Origin of the sequence: Pseudoxanthomonas sp. LjRoot127, assembly GCF_964253495.1 — a bacterium.
Lineage (GTDB): Bacteria > Pseudomonadota > Gammaproteobacteria > Xanthomonadales > Xanthomonadaceae > Pseudoxanthomonas_A.
The window spans coordinates 95614-110497 of record NZ_CAXUQR020000002.1; the positions used below are offsets into that span (position 1 = coordinate 95614).

A 14884-nucleotide genomic window follows, 5' to 3' on the forward strand; every position below is an offset into this window, starting at 1 on the left:
AACCGCTACTCCCGTCCAAATTAGGCTCGCGCCATCCCACCAAACCCCGACGACGCCAAACCAAACTCCTTTCGCGCCCAAGTGGAGTCATAGTGCCCACCAAAGTAGGTTCCCTGCAGATGGCTCACCCCGAACGACTCGGCAACCAACTTGCGCCACTCGGAATCGATCCACTCCACCACGACCTCACTGACACCCATTGCTGCGATCCTGGCGAGAGAACGCGCCAACCGATCACCCGTATCTTGCTGACAACCAGGCTTCCACCCGTTACCGACCTTGATGTAGTCCGGCCTCAACCGATACACCAAGTCGTCATCGAATCGATCGCTGTCGTAGTCGTCGACCGCCACCGAAGCGCCCAGTGCACGACATTGGTCAACGAAATGGACGGTCCTCTCGGGATCGATCTGGACCGCTGTTTCCGTCAGCTCCACTACCACTCTGCTGGCGACACCACGCCCAGCGTCAGCCAACTTCGTGAGCCAGGTGGATGCCTTGTCCTGCACTGTCACCGCGCTGACATTCAAGCCAACTCGCAGGTCACGTCGCGTCTGCTGAAGTAACTTCGCGACCTTCGACAACATCGCCACATCAAGCAGCCAGATCGTCCGATCTTCCTCCGCCCTCCTGATCAGGGCCCCATGGCCATCTGGATGCGATGTCCGCAGCAACGCCTCGACATAGCCCGGCATCCCGCGATGGCCCTCTACGGCCACCACGGGGAGAAAGGCCGGCGTGATCCGCGAGAACACTGCGATCTCACCTGTCGAAGCGCCGTGCGGACTCATGCGTGGGCGCGCCGCTTACCGAACGAACGGCCACCACTGGAAGAGCTACGGCGGCCACCGGCAGCAGGCTTCACGATTGCAGGCAGAGAGAGCTCGCAGGTATCGACGGCGCTGATCGTCTTGTCGATCCACTTGCCCTGGACTTCAAGGAACTGACCCACCTTGGTCTTGCCCGCCTCGATGCTCTCGAACACGGTCTCCCACACCGCCGTGGTATCCGGCTTGCCCAGGTCAGCAGGAAGGCTCTTCATCAGGGCCAGCGAAGCCGGCTCCGGATGGTAGACACTTTCCTTGCCCTTGCCTTTGGGGGCCTCGATACGGATCAGGCCGGAAGCATTCAACTTCTGCGTGAAAGACTGCCGCGTTGCTGGCGTCCCCAGCCCGCCGACGTCTTCATCGCTCGTCGAGCTCTCCCGCATCTTCTTGAAGACCGCCACCACCTTCGGGTCGGAAACGAACTTGTGCACATTCAACATCGCCTCCAGCAGGCTGGAGTCGGTGAAACGCTTGGGCGGCTCAGTGCGTTTCTTTGCCAGATCCAGACCCTTGCACAGAGCGCTGTCGCCCTTGCTCATCGGCGGCAAGCTGGTTTCGGCATCTTCGTCACCCGCCTCATCGCCGTAGAGAGCCTTCCAGCCCGGCTTCAGAGTGGTGTTGCCGGTCGCTTTGAAGCGCTCGCCCTCCACTTCCAGGTTTGCGACCACGGCGCGGTACTCGCGCGGCGGCATGAACTGGGCGGCGTATCGCTTGCAGATCTCCAGGTAGATGTTTCGCTCAGCAGCACCCAGCTTGCTGACGTCCGCCTTGGAGGTCAGCGGGACGATGCCATGGTGCGCCTTCGCCTTGTCGTCGTTCCACGCGGCCGACTTCCTGCTCGAATCGATCGACGCCGCGAGTTTGTCGCTAAGCCCCAGCGTTTGGGACACATGACGCAACGTTTCGGGCGCCAGCGCGTGCAGCGTCGACGGCAGATGCTGTGAACCTGTACGCGGATACGAGACCAACTTGGCATCGTAAAGCGATTGGACCGCCTGCAAGGTCTCTTCCATCGAGTAGCCGAACTTCTTGGAAGCCAGCATCTGCAACCGCGCCAGCGAGAACGGCAGCGGCGCACCCTGCGTCTTCTTCGCGTCGGTGTAGTCGACCACCGTACCGTTCTTTCCCGTCACCAACTTCTGCAGCCTGGACGCTTCCGCCGGATCAACCAGCTTGCCGTCCGCATTCAGGCCAGGCGCCCCTTCCTTCGGCAGCCACTCGGCCTTGAACTCGCCAGCTGACACCTGGAATGTCGCTTGCGGGAGGATGTAGTCCACCGGCTTGAAATTCTGGATATCCAGCTCTCGCTGCACGATCAGACCAAGAACGGCCGTCTGCACTCGCCCGTACGGGACAGTGCCCTTCGTGCCGCACTGCTGCGCACGCAGCGTCAAGGCCCGCGACATGTTCATGCCCACCAGCCAGTCTGCATAGCCGCGGGCTCTGGCAGCGTCCGACATCCCCACGAAATCCTTGTTGTCGCGCAGATCACGAAGGCCAATCTCGACAGATGTGTCGTCCATGCCGCTGGCGATGTAGCGCTTCACCGGCTTGCGAACACGCAACTCCGAAAGGATGGCATCCACCACCAACTGTCCCTCGCGGTCGGGGTCACCCGCATGGACGACGATCTCCGCCTCGGAGACGAGCTTGCGAATCGCGCTCAACGCTTCACGATTCGTGCATCGCAGGGTGAACTCGTCCTCGGTCGGAACCAGAGGCAGGTGCGCACGATCCCACGCGAGGCGTCCTGAATCCCCCACCTTCCGGGCATCGGGGAATTTCTTGGACAGGTAGAAGTCCGGCTCCTGCAGCTCAAAGATATGGCCACGAGCCCAGGAAACCGCCCAATCCTTGCCGCGGATGAAAAGCTCCCCTCGCTCGGTGACGGGAGACGTACGCTCCAAGACACCGGCGATGGCCCGAGCGACCTTCGGTTTCTCGGCGATAAAAACACGCTTCAGACCGGACATGTGATGCCCCTGTTTAGGTTATTGATTTTGGTTTTGGTATGATTCCGCCAGATCGACCAGCGAAAGTCGCTTTTCCCGCTCATTCCTTCAGACCTGAGTGCACGAACATGGCCACGTCCAAAGGCATCACCCCGCAAGAGCAGTCCATCGCCGACACCCTGATCCGGGAGCGCCGAGGCACCCCCGAACGCGTGCTGAAGGAACTCAAGCGCGTCCGCCCGGTGCTGAAGCAGCTTGTCGACGAGAAGGTCCCGATGAAGGACATCCTCAACCGCTTCATCAAGGGCGGCCTGGAAACGCGCGTGACGGCGAGCCAGGCGCGGGAGTACATCAAGCAGCAGTTTGACTACCCGCCCACGCGCGAACCCCGCAAGAAGAAGACGGGCGCTACGAAGAAGGTGGCGAAGAAGGCCATCAAGAAGAAAGCTCGCTGATACCCCAGCAGAGCTGACATGCGAAGGGGGCGCGCCGCAGGCTGCGCCCCCTTTTTCGTTTACAGGCCGGCCGTGGCAGGACATGCCACCAGCTCCCCGACCGCCGCGGCGAGATCCGCCACCGAATCCGCCCCAATCGCTGCCGAGCTCGCCGAGCTGACGGTCGAGCCGTAGCGCAGCATCTGGCCGGTGGCCGCGTCGAAAACCGCAGCCACCACCGGGCCCGCATTGTCAGCGGCATCCCGCTCCACCACCGCCACCTGGATCTCGGCGGCGGAGGCTTCGCTGGCGTCCCGGTACTCCACATCCGCAACCGTGCGGCGATCTTGGGACACCAAGCGCACGTAGGGCGATTCCGGGCCCAGGCTCGCCAGCGCCGGTTGCAGCTTCGTCAATGTCTGGAGGTCGGTCATGTTGGGCCTCACGCGCTCATTTTGATGCGTGTATCACGGTCGGATTCTTGCATATAACTTTCGTTATTGTAAGTGGTTAGCGAGGCCCGCTTTTCGTTCAGCATGGCTCGCATACGAGCCGGCGCGTACAGCAGAATTCCCGCCTTGTTCAGAATCGCTGCCACCTGAGGCAGCTTGTCCGAATCGAAGCGAGCAGACATCGTGCTGCGCGAGCCGGCGAACTCACCCACCAACTTCACCAGGTCGTCGTTGGCGAACACGTGGCCGCCGCGGATCTTCGTTCCAGGGCACTGGAGCACGTACTGCCCGTTGTGCTGATACAAGAACGTGTCGACGTCTGCGGAGGCCTCCATGCCACAGCTCGTCGACAGTCGGGCCGTCCGGTCATGCCCCATCACCGCCAACAGCTGGTCCGGGGTTTCCATCGCAACCGGGAGCTCCTGCAGGTGGCGCGGCTCGAACCCGCGAGAGAGCAGAACGCCACGATGACGCTGACCATCCTCGTCCGTGTAGACCACGGACGACCCCAGGCGCTGCTGCGCAGCCAGCTGGGCAGCCTTGAACATGTTGCCGTCGAGCACATACCGCGTGTCCGTGACCTTGCCTTCCGGCGCCATCTCGAACTTCTCTTCCATGCGCATGTCGGTCCGGTAGCTGGGCACCAGCTCGAACATGGGATCTTCGTGCAGCGAGTAGAACGAGCGCTCCACGAGCGTCGAGGAACCGGGGACCGCGACGCGAATGAGGTAGGCGCTGAGGCTGTCCTTCTGGCGCTCGCGGACGGGCATGGCCAGATGCACGATCACGCCCGTCACTGGGTCATTGTCATTGCCGGTAATCGTCACCTGGCCGCCGAGCTCAAGATTGCCCAGCTGCGTGATCAGAAAGTTGACGCGCTTCTGGGCGTTCTTGACCGCATTGTTGTCCTTGTGATCCAACGCTTCCTGCACGTTCTTGAACTTGCGCGGAAGGGCTCGCTCCATGATCTCCGGCTTACTGGTCACCAGATCACGATGGGCATGCTGCACGTAACGCTGGAAGGCGTTGAGCGGGTCATGCGGGATAGCCTGCTCGTACTCTCGCTTGCATGCATCGATCCGCGCCTGCACATCCGACCACCGCAGCGGCTTGAGGATGCGATCGCACTTGATCGTGCGCAGGTAGATCGGCTGGCTGAACACCGAGTTGGACGAAGCATCGCCCGCTTCGTAGATCTCGCGGCTGTACTCGCGAGCCTGCAGGTCGACCTCCTTGGACTTGAGGGGATTGATGCCTTTCTCATCCATTTCGGCGATCAGGCGTGTGTATTCCGTGGTCAGCGCAGCGTAGATCTCTTCCTGCTCGCTGACGCGCAGCATCACCAGGCGGGAGGTCAGCTTGTTCACGAAGAAGGCCGGCTCGCGCTCGCGATCGGTTTCCAGGTCCATGTCGATGTCGAGGCGGCGGGCGATATCCGGATTGGCATCCAGGTAGCGATAGGCCACGTCATCGCCCACGGCATTGAGGAAGTCGGGGACATTCGCATCCAGCGATGCGTTGTCCTGGTTCGACGTCACGTTGGCAGACAGCTTTCGGAGCTTGGCGTTCGCCATGGCGATCGGCCGGGCCTGGCCCGGAAGGCCGGTGCTGAGCGATTCGATGATGGGCGAGGATGTCTGGCCGCGGCGATTGACGCGGCCATGGAACTGGATGCGCTTGCTGACATCCAGCGCCATCTGCACCTCGAACATAACGCGCTGACGCTTGTCCCTGAATTTGGGATCGGTGTGCAGCGAGATGCCGGTGCTGCCCGAGCGCGAGAGCACGACGGCATCGTCTTCGCCCGAGATGAAGGACTGCACTACCTGTGCCTTGGGCTTCTGGACGATCTGGTAGGGGTACCACTCGCCGTCCTGGTTGCGTAGGCCCAGCTTGCGGCCGGTCAGCTCGCCGCACTTGAAGCCGGCCTGCTCGACCCGGTGGCGGATCACGTCGATCGGAGAGACGGCCAGCATCGGCATGGCATTGATGAGCTCGCGCGTGCGCTTCACACCCTCGATAGCGCTCTCGGAACTGATCGCGACCTTGCTCCGCTCGCCGTAGCGGTCCGACTCCTCATAGAACGCCAGCTTGTCCAGCACCCGGTGTAGGACATCGGCGAAGGTCAGGCCTTCGCCCAGGCTGGTGCCAGCCATGTCCGGATTCGCGATGCGCTCTGCAAGTTCCTCCGCGGTCAGCTCTTCATCACCCTCAAGGCCGAGCAGGGTTTCCTTCAGCAGCGATTCCATGGTGTTCTCCAGAACGAACACCGGCTTCTGTCCTGCCTTCAGCGCCTCGATGGCGCGATCGGCCGCCAGATCCACCTGCAGGGCCAGCAGGAACTGTCTGTAGATGTTGAACAGCCTGGAGAAGTAGTTGATCGACACCGCACCCATGCGGTTGCCCTTGCGCTCCTGGTCCGTCATACCCTCCAGTTGCTTGCGGATCTCCTTGTTCCGCTCGCTGACGAACTCGTTGATGTCGCCGGCGATGTAGTTCATCACCTCAAGGATGCCCGCCAAGTGGTCCGACAGTTCGCGGTTTCGCTCCTGGCGTTCCTCGGTGTCTGCGATGACGCGAAACTCCAGATCGCTCAGGTCATGCTCGCGCCGGATGAAGACGCCATCGGCGGCCAGCATGGAGGACAGCACTTCCTGCAGTGCTTCGCCGCCAGTAGCGAGCGTTTCCGGTAGCGCACCGATATTGACGCTGGCCGGGAACAGGCGGCTGTAGATCGCCAGGTTCTTCGGCTCTTTGATCGACGTGGCCGAGCTGTAAGTGACGGAGTAGGACGAGTCCACCGCCAAGGCGATGTTGTTGTTGGTGTTCGACTCGCCGGCAGCGTTGTGGCTCTCGTCCAGGATCACCGCCGCGCCTTGCGTGGCCCTGGTGATCCAGTTGCTCTTGCTGTTGCTGCTCGCATTGCGGTCCCGATTGAACTGGCTGTAGGTGCCGAGCACAAGGTTGTACTCGGAAGGCACCTCGCCCTCATCAACCGCTCGCTTCACCACCGCCGCCGGCGTGGGCTTGATGAGCTGATCACCAGTGATGTCGTCGTACACGCCGACGCCGGCGTTGACGATCATCGGCTGGAACAGATCCGTCGACGAGATGGCGCGCAGATCGCGCCAGAAGTCGGTGAACAGGGTCGGGGTCTCGGTCAGGAACACCACCGAGCGCCCAGCCAGATTGTGGTAGCGCGCCATCGCGGCCAGGAACCGGCCTTTGCCCTGTCCGGTCTGGTCGCCCATCAGGAAGCCCTGCTTGCCCCCGCTGCGCTGTTCGGCGTGCATCGCCAGGGCCAGTGCGTCTACCTGCTCCGGTGACAGATAGTTGCCCATCTGCTCCACGGACCAGTCGAGCTGCGAGGCAACGTACTCGTCGATATCCCCATGCACTGCGACCACGTTCTGCAGCGCCATCAACGTCGGGGTGAGCAGGTTGCGGGGAACCATCGCCGTCGCCTGGCCGACCCGGCTCATCGCCGGATAGGGGCTCTGGTAGCTGTTCTCGTCAGCGTCGGTCGTGTTGGCCTTCGCGTCCTGCGCGGCCGTGGGAGAAGGAGCTACCTCGGCCTCTTCCACGGCCTCTGCCACCGCAATGGCTTCCTGCGTGGCCGCATCGATCGGCTCCACGTGAGCGGCGTACTTCTCCCGCATGCGCAGCGACCAGGCCAGCAGCTCTTCCGCGCTGTCGACGAGTGGGATGGTATCGGGCACCTGCTCACCGCCCGGCGCACGACGACCCACCACCACCATGCGGACTGGGAACGTCGCACCCTGTTTCGCATACAGGCGCCCCGGAATCTCGACCACGTCCACGTGGTAGTTGTCTGCCAGCCAGTTGAACAGGTAGCGGGAAGTGCCGCTGACCTTGCCGGCCCTCGTGTCGACATAGCTGTCGCCACCAATGATGAACACCCCCAAGCCGTCGTCCTTACGCGCATCCAGAGCGCGCATCAGCACGAGCTGGTCCAGGCGCGTGACCTTCAGGCCCTTCACGCTCATTGCCGAATCGAGCTTGCCGAAGGGCGGGTTGCAGCAGATCAGGTCGAACGCGCTTCCGCCGTTGAGCTTGATGAAGTCCGCCGTCGTTGCATCGACGTGATGCAGCGACGCCTCCGGCCGGCCGAGCGCCAGCTGGTCCAGTCGATTCTTGTCCAGGTCCGCACCGACCACGTGGGCACCACGGGTGGCACTGATCAGAGATCCGTTGCCGATGGTCGGTTCAAGCAACGTGCGACCTTCCGTGCGCCCCAGGATCTGCTGAGCCGCGTAGCCCATCGGCAAGGGGCTGGAATACTGCTGCAGCATGATCGACGACGAGGTACGCGCTGCCATCGCGGGCTGGCGCTCCAGCAGCCTGGTCGCCTGGGCGTAGACGTCCTTTACCGTGGCACCAGGCGCCAACGCATCTTCGCGCAGACGACGAACCAGCGCGGCCTCGACGGCCTCCTGCACGCGTCGCAGCTCGGTGGTCTGCTCCACCTCACCCACCGGGATTCCCGTGACCGTCGCAGCGAACTGCTTCAGGTCATCGGCTCGCATGTTCTTCCCGCGCACCATCTCGCCCACGAACGCGTCCGCGCACCGCGCCAGCTCTTCCAGGCTGTCCGCCCTGAGGAACGTAGCGTCGGGATCGGCCCCCTCGAATTCGGTGGTGCCGTCCGCATGACGCACGTAGCGGCCCTCATCGCTCTCGAACACCGACTCGCCCTGGCTGTTGTGCCCCACCGGAACCACAGTGACCTCGGCGAGCTTGGCTTCCAGCATCTCGTCATCGAGCGCCAGCGCGCCCGGCCGCGGGGGCGCGACATGGGTTGCGTCCACGCGCGGCATCATCACTTCGGCCGCATCCGGGAACACGCGGCGAAGCTCGGCCAGCGCGATCTTGATTTCCTTGCGCACGAACGCCTCACCGCCCCAGCGCTTGGGATTGCCGAATCCCAGTTTCCGCAGGCCGTCTCGCTGCACATCGGTCAGGTGCGACGCGCCGGTAACTTCGAGGCGAACAGAGCCCCAGGCCTTCTTGCTGGCCACCAGGCGGATCGACGGGTGCTGTGCGTTGAGTTGCACCCACTTCACGAGAGCGGGCGTCTGGGGGGCGTTCTGGTTGCTCATAGGTGTCCTCTTTCGGTGCGTGCGGGGATGTGCAGCAGACTCAGCGGCTCATGCCGGGGCCAGAGGCCTCGGCAGGCGCTTCCACCTGCGGCTCATCAGGAATTTCGATCGCTATGCCCAGGGCTTCACCCTGGCGCTTGAATTCGTTCAGCGCATCGCGCGACATGCTCGCCACGCTCTCCAGCCATGCGCGCTGCTCTTCCGGCTCGTACGGGTGCCACGTGGCGTCGTGCTCTTCGGCATCACACTCGGTGCCTGCGCCATCCAGGTAGCGTCCTTCCGGTGCCGACCCATTGCGGATCTCTGCCAGCACAGAAACCAACTTCAAGGCCGCCGCCAAAGGAATGGTCATTTCGCTCACGTCAACTTCCTATCTGGGGTGCTTCAAGAATGATGGCGGCGCCAGTACAGGCCGCCGCCATCCCAGGGGACCGATGTGGATCGGTTCGGTTACGGGCGCGGCGCCGAGGACTCTTCGGCTTCGGCCACTTCTTCATTCACCGCTTCGTCTTCGTCGACGTCGTCGTGCGCTTCGGCATCCAGCTCCACCTTCGGCGCGATGTGCGCGGTCGGCAGGTCGGCGGCGGTGAAGCGGCCCGGCTCATCGGTGATGACGTTGATCGGGCTGAAGCCGGAGATCTCTTCGGTACGCGCGATACCCGGCAGGATCACCTTGGCGAAGGACTGGGGGTCCTTGCCGAAGATCACCTCGTAACGGCCGGCGTTGCCCTTCTTGACGTCGTTGACCAGCTTGAACGCCGCGTTGTCGTCCTTGAACGGGTTGCCCGCGTAGGTCATGCGGTAGCCCGGGATGGATTCCAGCACCAGCGCACCGGCGGCCAGGCCTTCGTACAGCTTTTCGTTCGGCACGCCCTTGAAGATGTTCTTGGATTCCAGGTCCTTGATCGTGCCTTCGACGTCCGGCTTGAACTCCTTGTCCATCGAGACGTACACCAGGCGGGTACGCACTTCGCTGCCATCGCTGATGCGCAGCAGGGCCAGCGCACGCGAGCCGGTGCCCAGCTGCGCGGACAGGGCCTTGACCAGCGCGTCACGGCCATCGGCCTTGACGGCGTCGGCCGGGCTGACCTGGTCGATGGTGACCGTCACGCGATCCTTGTCGCCGGCCTTGGCCAGCTTCTGCACGGCCCATTCACGCGGGAATTCGCGCATGCCGGTCGCGCCACCATCGGTGACCTTCAGCGACACGGTGTCGGCGTTGACCGGCAGCGTGATGTTCGCCGGCTCGTCGGGCAGGCGGTCGGGGTTCTTGAAGGTGATACGCGGAGCGGTGGCGTAGATGTTGTCGGTGAAGGAACGATTCGCATGGTCGGTATCGCCGGCCACGGTCAGGGTGTTCAGCCAGCGCGAGCTCAGCACCTTGACACCGTCTTCGCCGGTGCTTGCCACGTAGCATGACTCCAGCGTCACCGTGCTGTTGGCCACGCCTTCGTCGGTGTTGAGCACGGTCTTGCCCTGGCCCTTGCGCAGGTTCGCGATCGGGGTTTCCTGCTTGCCACGGAAGCCGATGGAGACGGTTTCGCCTTCTGCGACATGGCTGTTGCCGTTCAGCGCCTTGCCCAACAGCTGCACGCCGTCGACTTCGATCTCGTTGCCCTGGGTATCCTTCTGCTTCAGCTTGACCAGCTTGGAACTGATCAGCTGCACCACGAGGCCGAAGGCGTTGTTCTGGCGGGGCGCGCCACTGGCGGGCGTTACCGCCGCAGTGATGGATTTGAGGAAGCTCATCTGCTCTGTTTTCCTTGTGTCGTTACATCGGTGGGTAAAGCGGGGCGGCCCGTTAACCGGCGGCCATCCGTGGACGGCTGGTCTCGTCCATGACTCGTTTCGCTTCCAGGAAGGCATCAAGGCCCTCGCTGAGCTGCAGCGCCTTCTGCGCACGCGTTGCGGCCACGTACTGCAGGTTCACTTCTTCGACATCCGACTCGGACATGTCACCGATGTTGATGACGTTGTCCTCGTCGTCCAGCAGCGACATGTAGTCGTCGGCCAGGACCACGTTCGGGAACTCAAGTCCCTTGGATTTGTGTGCGGTCGAGAGCACCACGCAGTTCGGCGGCAGCACGCTGGCGCCGTGTTCGCCCCACGGAATCGACTTGGCGGTGATCGCGTCGACCAGCTCCGGAATCCGGCCGCTGTACTGGGTGACCAGCTTCACGCGACCCTTGACCTCACGGTCATCCATGGCCTCGCCGTAGTTGGCAAGGTCGTCGAACTGGGTGAACGACTTGATGAAGGGATCGCGCACGCCGCGCTTGTCACCACTCATCAGGCGATAGGTGTCCAGGAACAGATCCAGGCGGTAATTGCCCAGCGGGCCGACGAAGGCGAACGGCCGTTCCTGGTCCAGGGCTTCGACGGCCTGGTGGAACAGCGAAGCGTTGCCTCGCGATACGAGCGCGAAGCCTTCCTTCTCAGTGTCGATCTCGCGCAGCTCGGTCGGAGCACCCAGGCCACGCAGGGTCAGGGGCTCACCCTTGATGCTCAGCAGCTGGTTGGCAACCTCGGCCACCGCAGGGCCGAAACGGAAGCTGCCGGTCAAGCCGAATGCCTGGTCGGCCCTCATCAGCTCCATGGCGTTGTTCGCACCGCGGAAGCTGTAGATCGCCTGGTGCGTGTCGCCGATCAGGAAGATCCGCGTCTGCTCCTGCGCCTCGATGATGGCCTGCAACGTCGGGTTCACGTCCTGAGCTTCGTCCACCAGCACGAAGTCATAGGGAAGACGCGGCCGCGAGAGCTGGTACAGCTTGAAGTAGCCGTCATGGAGCATGGGGATCGGGCTATTGATCTCCTGCATCTCGGCCCATACCCGCTTCGCATCCTCCAGGATCGCGGTCGGGCTCATCTCGCGCTCGGCGGGCGAACCGCCCAGCACGACGTGGCGCGAGCTCAGCTCTTCGTGGCGAGAGACCAGGAAGTTTTTGACGGTCTCGATCACTCGACCTGCGTACAGGTTCTCCGCGTCCGCCGGAACGCTCTTCAGCGAACCCGACTTCACGAGCAGATCCTTGATGTGGAAGGGCTTGATGTCGCCCTGCAGCTTCTGGCCGGCCTCACCGTACAGCCGACCCTTCGAGGCGTATGCCAGCCCATGGCCGGTCATGGCTTTGACGTTGCCGGGGAACGACTTGACAGCTTCGTCCTTGATCGCCTTGTTGAAGGCAATGTAGAGCATCTTGGACTGCGGCCAGGTACGGGCCAGGTGCTTGAGCGTGGACGACTTGCCGGTACCGGCGAAGGCGTTGGCCTTCACGATGCGGCCGCTGGCACCGCAAATGGCGGTCTGCTCGGGCGTCGGCTGGAACATCGGGGCGGGGGTCTGCGGGCTCGTCATTGCTCAACTTTCGTTAGAGTATCAATGACGCTATTTTTATACTACAACGAGAGTTGATGCACCCTCATTGCGCATCGCCCTGACTGTTACCTGTACTACGTCACACTTTTACCCGCTATCGGCCCTTGGCCGGGTGCGCCCCGGGCGGGGCGCCTCTACGCATGGTTAACTTCGTGCGCAACTAGCGGCCAGCTGCCGCGCGGCGGCGATCAGCCTCGTGGCTGAGCAAGATCACGCCATCGGCAAGCGGCATGCTGTTGTCTTCGTCTTCGCGCGGCGGAGCCTGCTCCGGGCCATGCCGCTGGACAATCTGGTCGTAGATCATGTCAGGGGTGACGGCGTACTCGCGCGCCGCCATCGCTACATCCTTCCACGTCATCTTCGGTTCCTGCTGCTCGAAGATGTGATCGAACTCGAAAGGTGCCAGGTCACGATCCATCAGCATCTTCCACTTCTCGGCCGTGGTGCTGATGGTGTGCGGCAGGCCTTCGCTTCCCAGCTCGACAGCGTCCCGCCACAGGGTTCCCACCACGTATTCCGGGCTGATCAGGGATTGCTTGTGGAATCCCTTCTCGACTTTGATCACCACGCGGACGCCGCGCCCGGACACCAGGAAGACCTGGCAGGTCTGCTTGGCCAGCCAGCTACGCGCCGGCGGTTCCACGCGCGTGATCGCACACTCCTTGAGCAGGCGCGCCATCACCACGAGCGGCCTGTACGCCGCCTTGGTGCTGCGAAACAGGCCGTCGCTGATCTGCCACATGTGCACACGATTCGGGTCCAGGTAGACACCATTGCCGACCTTCAGGCCAATCAGGTCCAACAGTCGAATCACCGAGTCCTTGCGCAGGTTGTCCTTCTTCCCGCTTAGCCATGCCAGTACATTGGCTCGGGGCAGATTGAGCACGACGTTTGCGATCGTGGCCAGATCGATGCTCTGTAGGGAAGCGAAGAGCTTCACGATCTCGTTAGCCTTCATGGGACGGTTGCTCATCTCGGGTCCTTGGCGGTGTGACGGTCAGCCCTGCAGGGGCCAATTCATGATTCGGGTGATGGAACGCGGGATCAGCCACTCGTGTTCCTGCAGCAGAAAGCACGATTGCACTTCCGACGTGTCTGAGACATCGAGCGAGCGACGGATCAGTGAGCGGCCGAGCGATTCCTCGATCGCCGGAGCGTCCGATCCGTTCACGCGGGCGAGCAAGATCGTGTCCGGCGAGGGGCGCAGCAGAACGAATGCGATCGAAGGTACTTCCACCGGCAGCTGCAGCAGATGCGGCTGCTGATGCTCGTCGGCGCCGGGGTCGGAGTTGGTTTTCAGAAGATCGCCCAATCCGGAAGCGATGTCTTTGCTATCGAGCAGATCCCACCGATGGATGCCGTGGGTCAGCACGCCGTTGCGGTGCAACCCAAGGTCAAGAAGGATTGCCTCCACCGTTACCACTTTGACGTTGCGAACCCTGCCCTTGCTCGTCACGAAGGCGCTCAAGTTGCTTCCATGGGTCCCATGGTCGCCAGCTATCTGCTGCTTCGTCACCCCTCGGCGGCTCTGCCCGTCAATCGCCACGCCCAGCCAATCAGCCAGCCGCGCAAGGCGCGGATCGGCTGGTGCTGGATCTGACTTCCTGGCGCGCATCGTCTTAGTTTTCCGGCTGACTTTCGTTAGAGTATTCATCACAGTTTGCTTTAATATGCGGAAATACACAAGCGAGCGCCCGTAGTGGAAATCCTGACAGTCGAGCTGGTCCCGCAGTCGATGTGGCGTTTCAACGTGCGCTCCAACGTCCGCCCCAAGACTTGGGATCGCATCAAGCGCGAGGTCGCCCTGCCGGCTGACTGGCGTTGCCAGATCTGTCGGCGTGCTGGCGCCAATCACCCCGTGGAGTGCCACGAGGTCTGGGAGTACGACGACCGCCGCCTGGTGCAGACCCTGACCGGCCTCGTTCCCCTGTGCCCGGACTGCCATCGGGTCAAGCATTTCGGGCTGGCGATGGCCCAGAACCGGACCCGGGACGCCCTGGCATGGCTCTGCCAGTTCAACAACTGGACTCCCGATCAAGGTCTGAGGCACGTCGCTGCTGCCATGCAGGTGCACAAGCGGCGGTCCACCCACGAATGGCAGCTGGACCTCTCCCTGCTCACCCGGCGGTATGGCGTCCGTCTGGACGCCAACCACCAGGAGATCTAGCTATCGCTGCTGCTGCGGCACTCCGTTGTCACGGGCGCCGCCACCACCGGATACCGGTGCTGTGCCGGTCCCCGGATGACGATAGCCTGGCGCACGCGTCCGCATCAGCTCCGCCTCCTGCGCCGCATCCCGCGTGAATTGCTGGTACTGAGCCGCCGCCTGGTCATCCTCCGCGGTGCGCGGGCGCCCCGCCGTGACCTGCGAGAGCGCTCGCATGGCCGCTGCGTGGTCCTGGAGCAGCTTGGCCTGCTCACGCTTCAGCTCTTCCTGCCTCACCGTCTGGCGAGCGACGAACTGCGCGTCACTCTCATTCAGGCGGTACGCAGCCTCGGGCGGTACGTACAGGGTCCCGGGGACCGATGCCGCCGGCGGTAGCGCCGGTGCATACCGTGCCGGCTGCGCCGGCGCCGGCTTCGTGGTCACGGCCTCGGTGGCAGGCTGGGTCGCACCGAAGCCGGTCAGGGGCGGCCGCGCGATTGCAGTTCCCGTCAGCAGGCCAGCGACCAGTACGACTCCCAACGACAGGGGCACAACTCGAAGCGAATTCTTCATGGTG

12 protein-coding genes are annotated in these 14884 nt (G+C 63.0%); 2 read left to right on the forward strand and 10 right to left on the reverse strand.

Features of this window, described 5'->3' with window-relative positions; genetic code table 11:
* Positions 1 to 20: 20 nt before the first annotated feature.
* Both ACSQ19_RS19335 and ACSQ19_RS19340 read right to left on the reverse strand, forming a co-directional pair.
* Positions 21 to 791, reverse strand: coding sequence for an EAL domain-containing protein (locus tag ACSQ19_RS19335; protein WP_436001296.1), 771 nt, complete (start codon positions 789 to 791; stop codon positions 21 to 23).
* Positions 788 to 2800: a DNA topoisomerase gene (locus ACSQ19_RS19340; RefSeq protein ID WP_436001298.1), complete on the reverse strand. Its 2013-nt coding sequence runs from the start codon at positions 2798 to 2800 to the stop codon at positions 788 to 790. The genes ACSQ19_RS19335 and ACSQ19_RS19340 overlap by 4 nt, the downstream gene beginning before the upstream one ends.
* Before the next feature lie 107 nt (positions 2801 to 2907).
* Here ACSQ19_RS19340 and ACSQ19_RS19345 point away from each other — a divergent pair, with 107 nt between their 5' ends.
* Positions 2908 to 3234: a hypothetical protein gene (locus ACSQ19_RS19345; RefSeq protein WP_436001300.1), complete on the forward strand. Its 327-nt coding sequence runs from the start codon at positions 2908 to 2910 to the stop codon at positions 3232 to 3234.
* A gap of 59 nt (positions 3235 to 3293) precedes the next feature.
* Here ACSQ19_RS19345 and ACSQ19_RS19350 read toward each other — a convergent pair whose 3' ends face one another.
* From ACSQ19_RS19350 to ACSQ19_RS19380, 7 genes are all read right to left on the reverse strand, one after another.
* The gene (locus ACSQ19_RS19350) at positions 3294 to 3647 is read right to left on the reverse strand and encodes a hypothetical protein (RefSeq protein ID WP_436001302.1); all 354 of its coding nucleotides are present in this window, start codon (positions 3645 to 3647) and stop codon (positions 3294 to 3296) included.
* 8 nt (positions 3648 to 3655) lie between these two features.
* Positions 3656 to 8785 carry a strawberry notch-like NTP hydrolase domain-containing protein gene (locus ACSQ19_RS19355; protein WP_436001304.1) on the reverse strand — a complete coding sequence of 1710 codons (5130 nt, stop codon included), beginning with the start codon at positions 8783 to 8785 and terminating at the stop codon, positions 3656 to 3658.
* Positions 8786 to 8825: 40 nt separating this feature from the next.
* Positions 8826 to 9146, reverse strand: coding sequence for a hypothetical protein (locus ACSQ19_RS19360; protein ID WP_436001306.1), 321 nt, complete (start codon positions 9144 to 9146; stop codon positions 8826 to 8828).
* A gap of 89 nt (positions 9147 to 9235) precedes the next feature.
* On the reverse strand, positions 9236 to 10534 hold the full coding sequence (locus ACSQ19_RS19365; RefSeq protein ID WP_436001308.1) for a hypothetical protein: 1299 nt from the start codon (positions 10532 to 10534) through the stop codon (positions 9236 to 9238).
* 52 nt (positions 10535 to 10586) lie between these two features.
* Positions 10587 to 12140, reverse strand: a complete 1554-nt coding sequence (locus ACSQ19_RS19370) for a UvrD-helicase domain-containing protein (RefSeq protein WP_436001310.1) — start codon at positions 12138 to 12140, stop codon at positions 10587 to 10589.
* Positions 12141 to 12321: 181 nt separating this feature from the next.
* Entirely contained in the window at positions 12322 to 13134 is an 813-nt protein-coding gene (locus ACSQ19_RS19375; protein WP_436001312.1) for a hypothetical protein, read from the reverse strand.
* A 24-nt stretch (positions 13135 to 13158) separates the two neighbouring features.
* Entirely contained in the window at positions 13159 to 13815 is a 657-nt protein-coding gene (locus ACSQ19_RS19380; RefSeq protein WP_436001314.1) for a hypothetical protein, read from the reverse strand.
* Positions 13816 to 13860: 45 nt separating this feature from the next.
* On the opposite strand from ACSQ19_RS19380, the gene ACSQ19_RS19385 reads away from it, so the two are divergent.
* A complete protein-coding gene (locus ACSQ19_RS19385) occupies positions 13861 to 14328 on the forward strand; it encodes an HNH endonuclease signature motif containing protein (RefSeq protein WP_436001316.1) in 468 nt (155 codons plus the stop codon).
* On the opposite strand, the gene ACSQ19_RS19390 is transcribed toward ACSQ19_RS19385, so the two are convergent.
* On the reverse strand, positions 14329 to 14880 hold the full coding sequence (locus tag ACSQ19_RS19390) for a hypothetical protein (RefSeq protein WP_436001318.1): 552 nt from the start codon (positions 14878 to 14880) through the stop codon (positions 14329 to 14331). It lies immediately after the preceding gene.
* Between the last annotated feature and the right edge of the window lie 4 nt (positions 14881 to 14884).

What these genes read in the sequence shown, in the direction of transcription:
- ACSQ19_RS19345 (WP_436001300.1), top strand. Translation starts at nt 2,908, where the DNA reads ATGGCCACGTCCAAAGGCATCACCCCGCAAGAGCAGTCCATCGCCGAC.
- ACSQ19_RS19365 (WP_436001308.1), bottom strand. Translation starts at nt 10,534, where the DNA reads ATGAGCTTCCTCAAATCCATCACTGCGGCGGTAACGCCCGCCAGTGGC.
- ACSQ19_RS19390 (WP_436001318.1), bottom strand. Translation starts at nt 14,880, where the DNA reads ATGAAGAATTCGCTTCGAGTTGTGCCCCTGTCGTTGGGAGTCGTACTG.
- ACSQ19_RS19340 (WP_436001298.1), bottom strand. Translation starts at nt 2,800, where the DNA reads ATGTCCGGTCTGAAGCGTGTTTTTATCGCCGAGAAACCGAAGGTCGCT.
- ACSQ19_RS19350 (WP_436001302.1), bottom strand. Translation starts at nt 3,647, where the DNA reads ATGACCGACCTCCAGACATTGACGAAGCTGCAACCGGCGCTGGCGAGC.
- ACSQ19_RS19335 (WP_436001296.1), bottom strand. Translation starts at nt 791, where the DNA reads ATGAGTCCGCACGGCGCTTCGACAGGTGAGATCGCAGTGTTCTCGCGG.
- ACSQ19_RS19380 (WP_436001314.1), bottom strand. Translation starts at nt 13,815, where the DNA reads ATGAATACTCTAACGAAAGTCAGCCGGAAAACTAAGACGATGCGCGCC.
- ACSQ19_RS19375 (WP_436001312.1), bottom strand. Translation starts at nt 13,134, where the DNA reads ATGAGCAACCGTCCCATGAAGGCTAACGAGATCGTGAAGCTCTTCGCT.
- ACSQ19_RS19355 (WP_436001304.1), bottom strand. Translation starts at nt 8,785, where the DNA reads ATGAGCAACCAGAACGCCCCCCAGACGCCCGCTCTCGTGAAGTGGGTG.
- ACSQ19_RS19370 (WP_436001310.1), bottom strand. Translation starts at nt 12,140, where the DNA reads ATGACGAGCCCGCAGACCCCCGCCCCGATGTTCCAGCCGACGCCCGAG.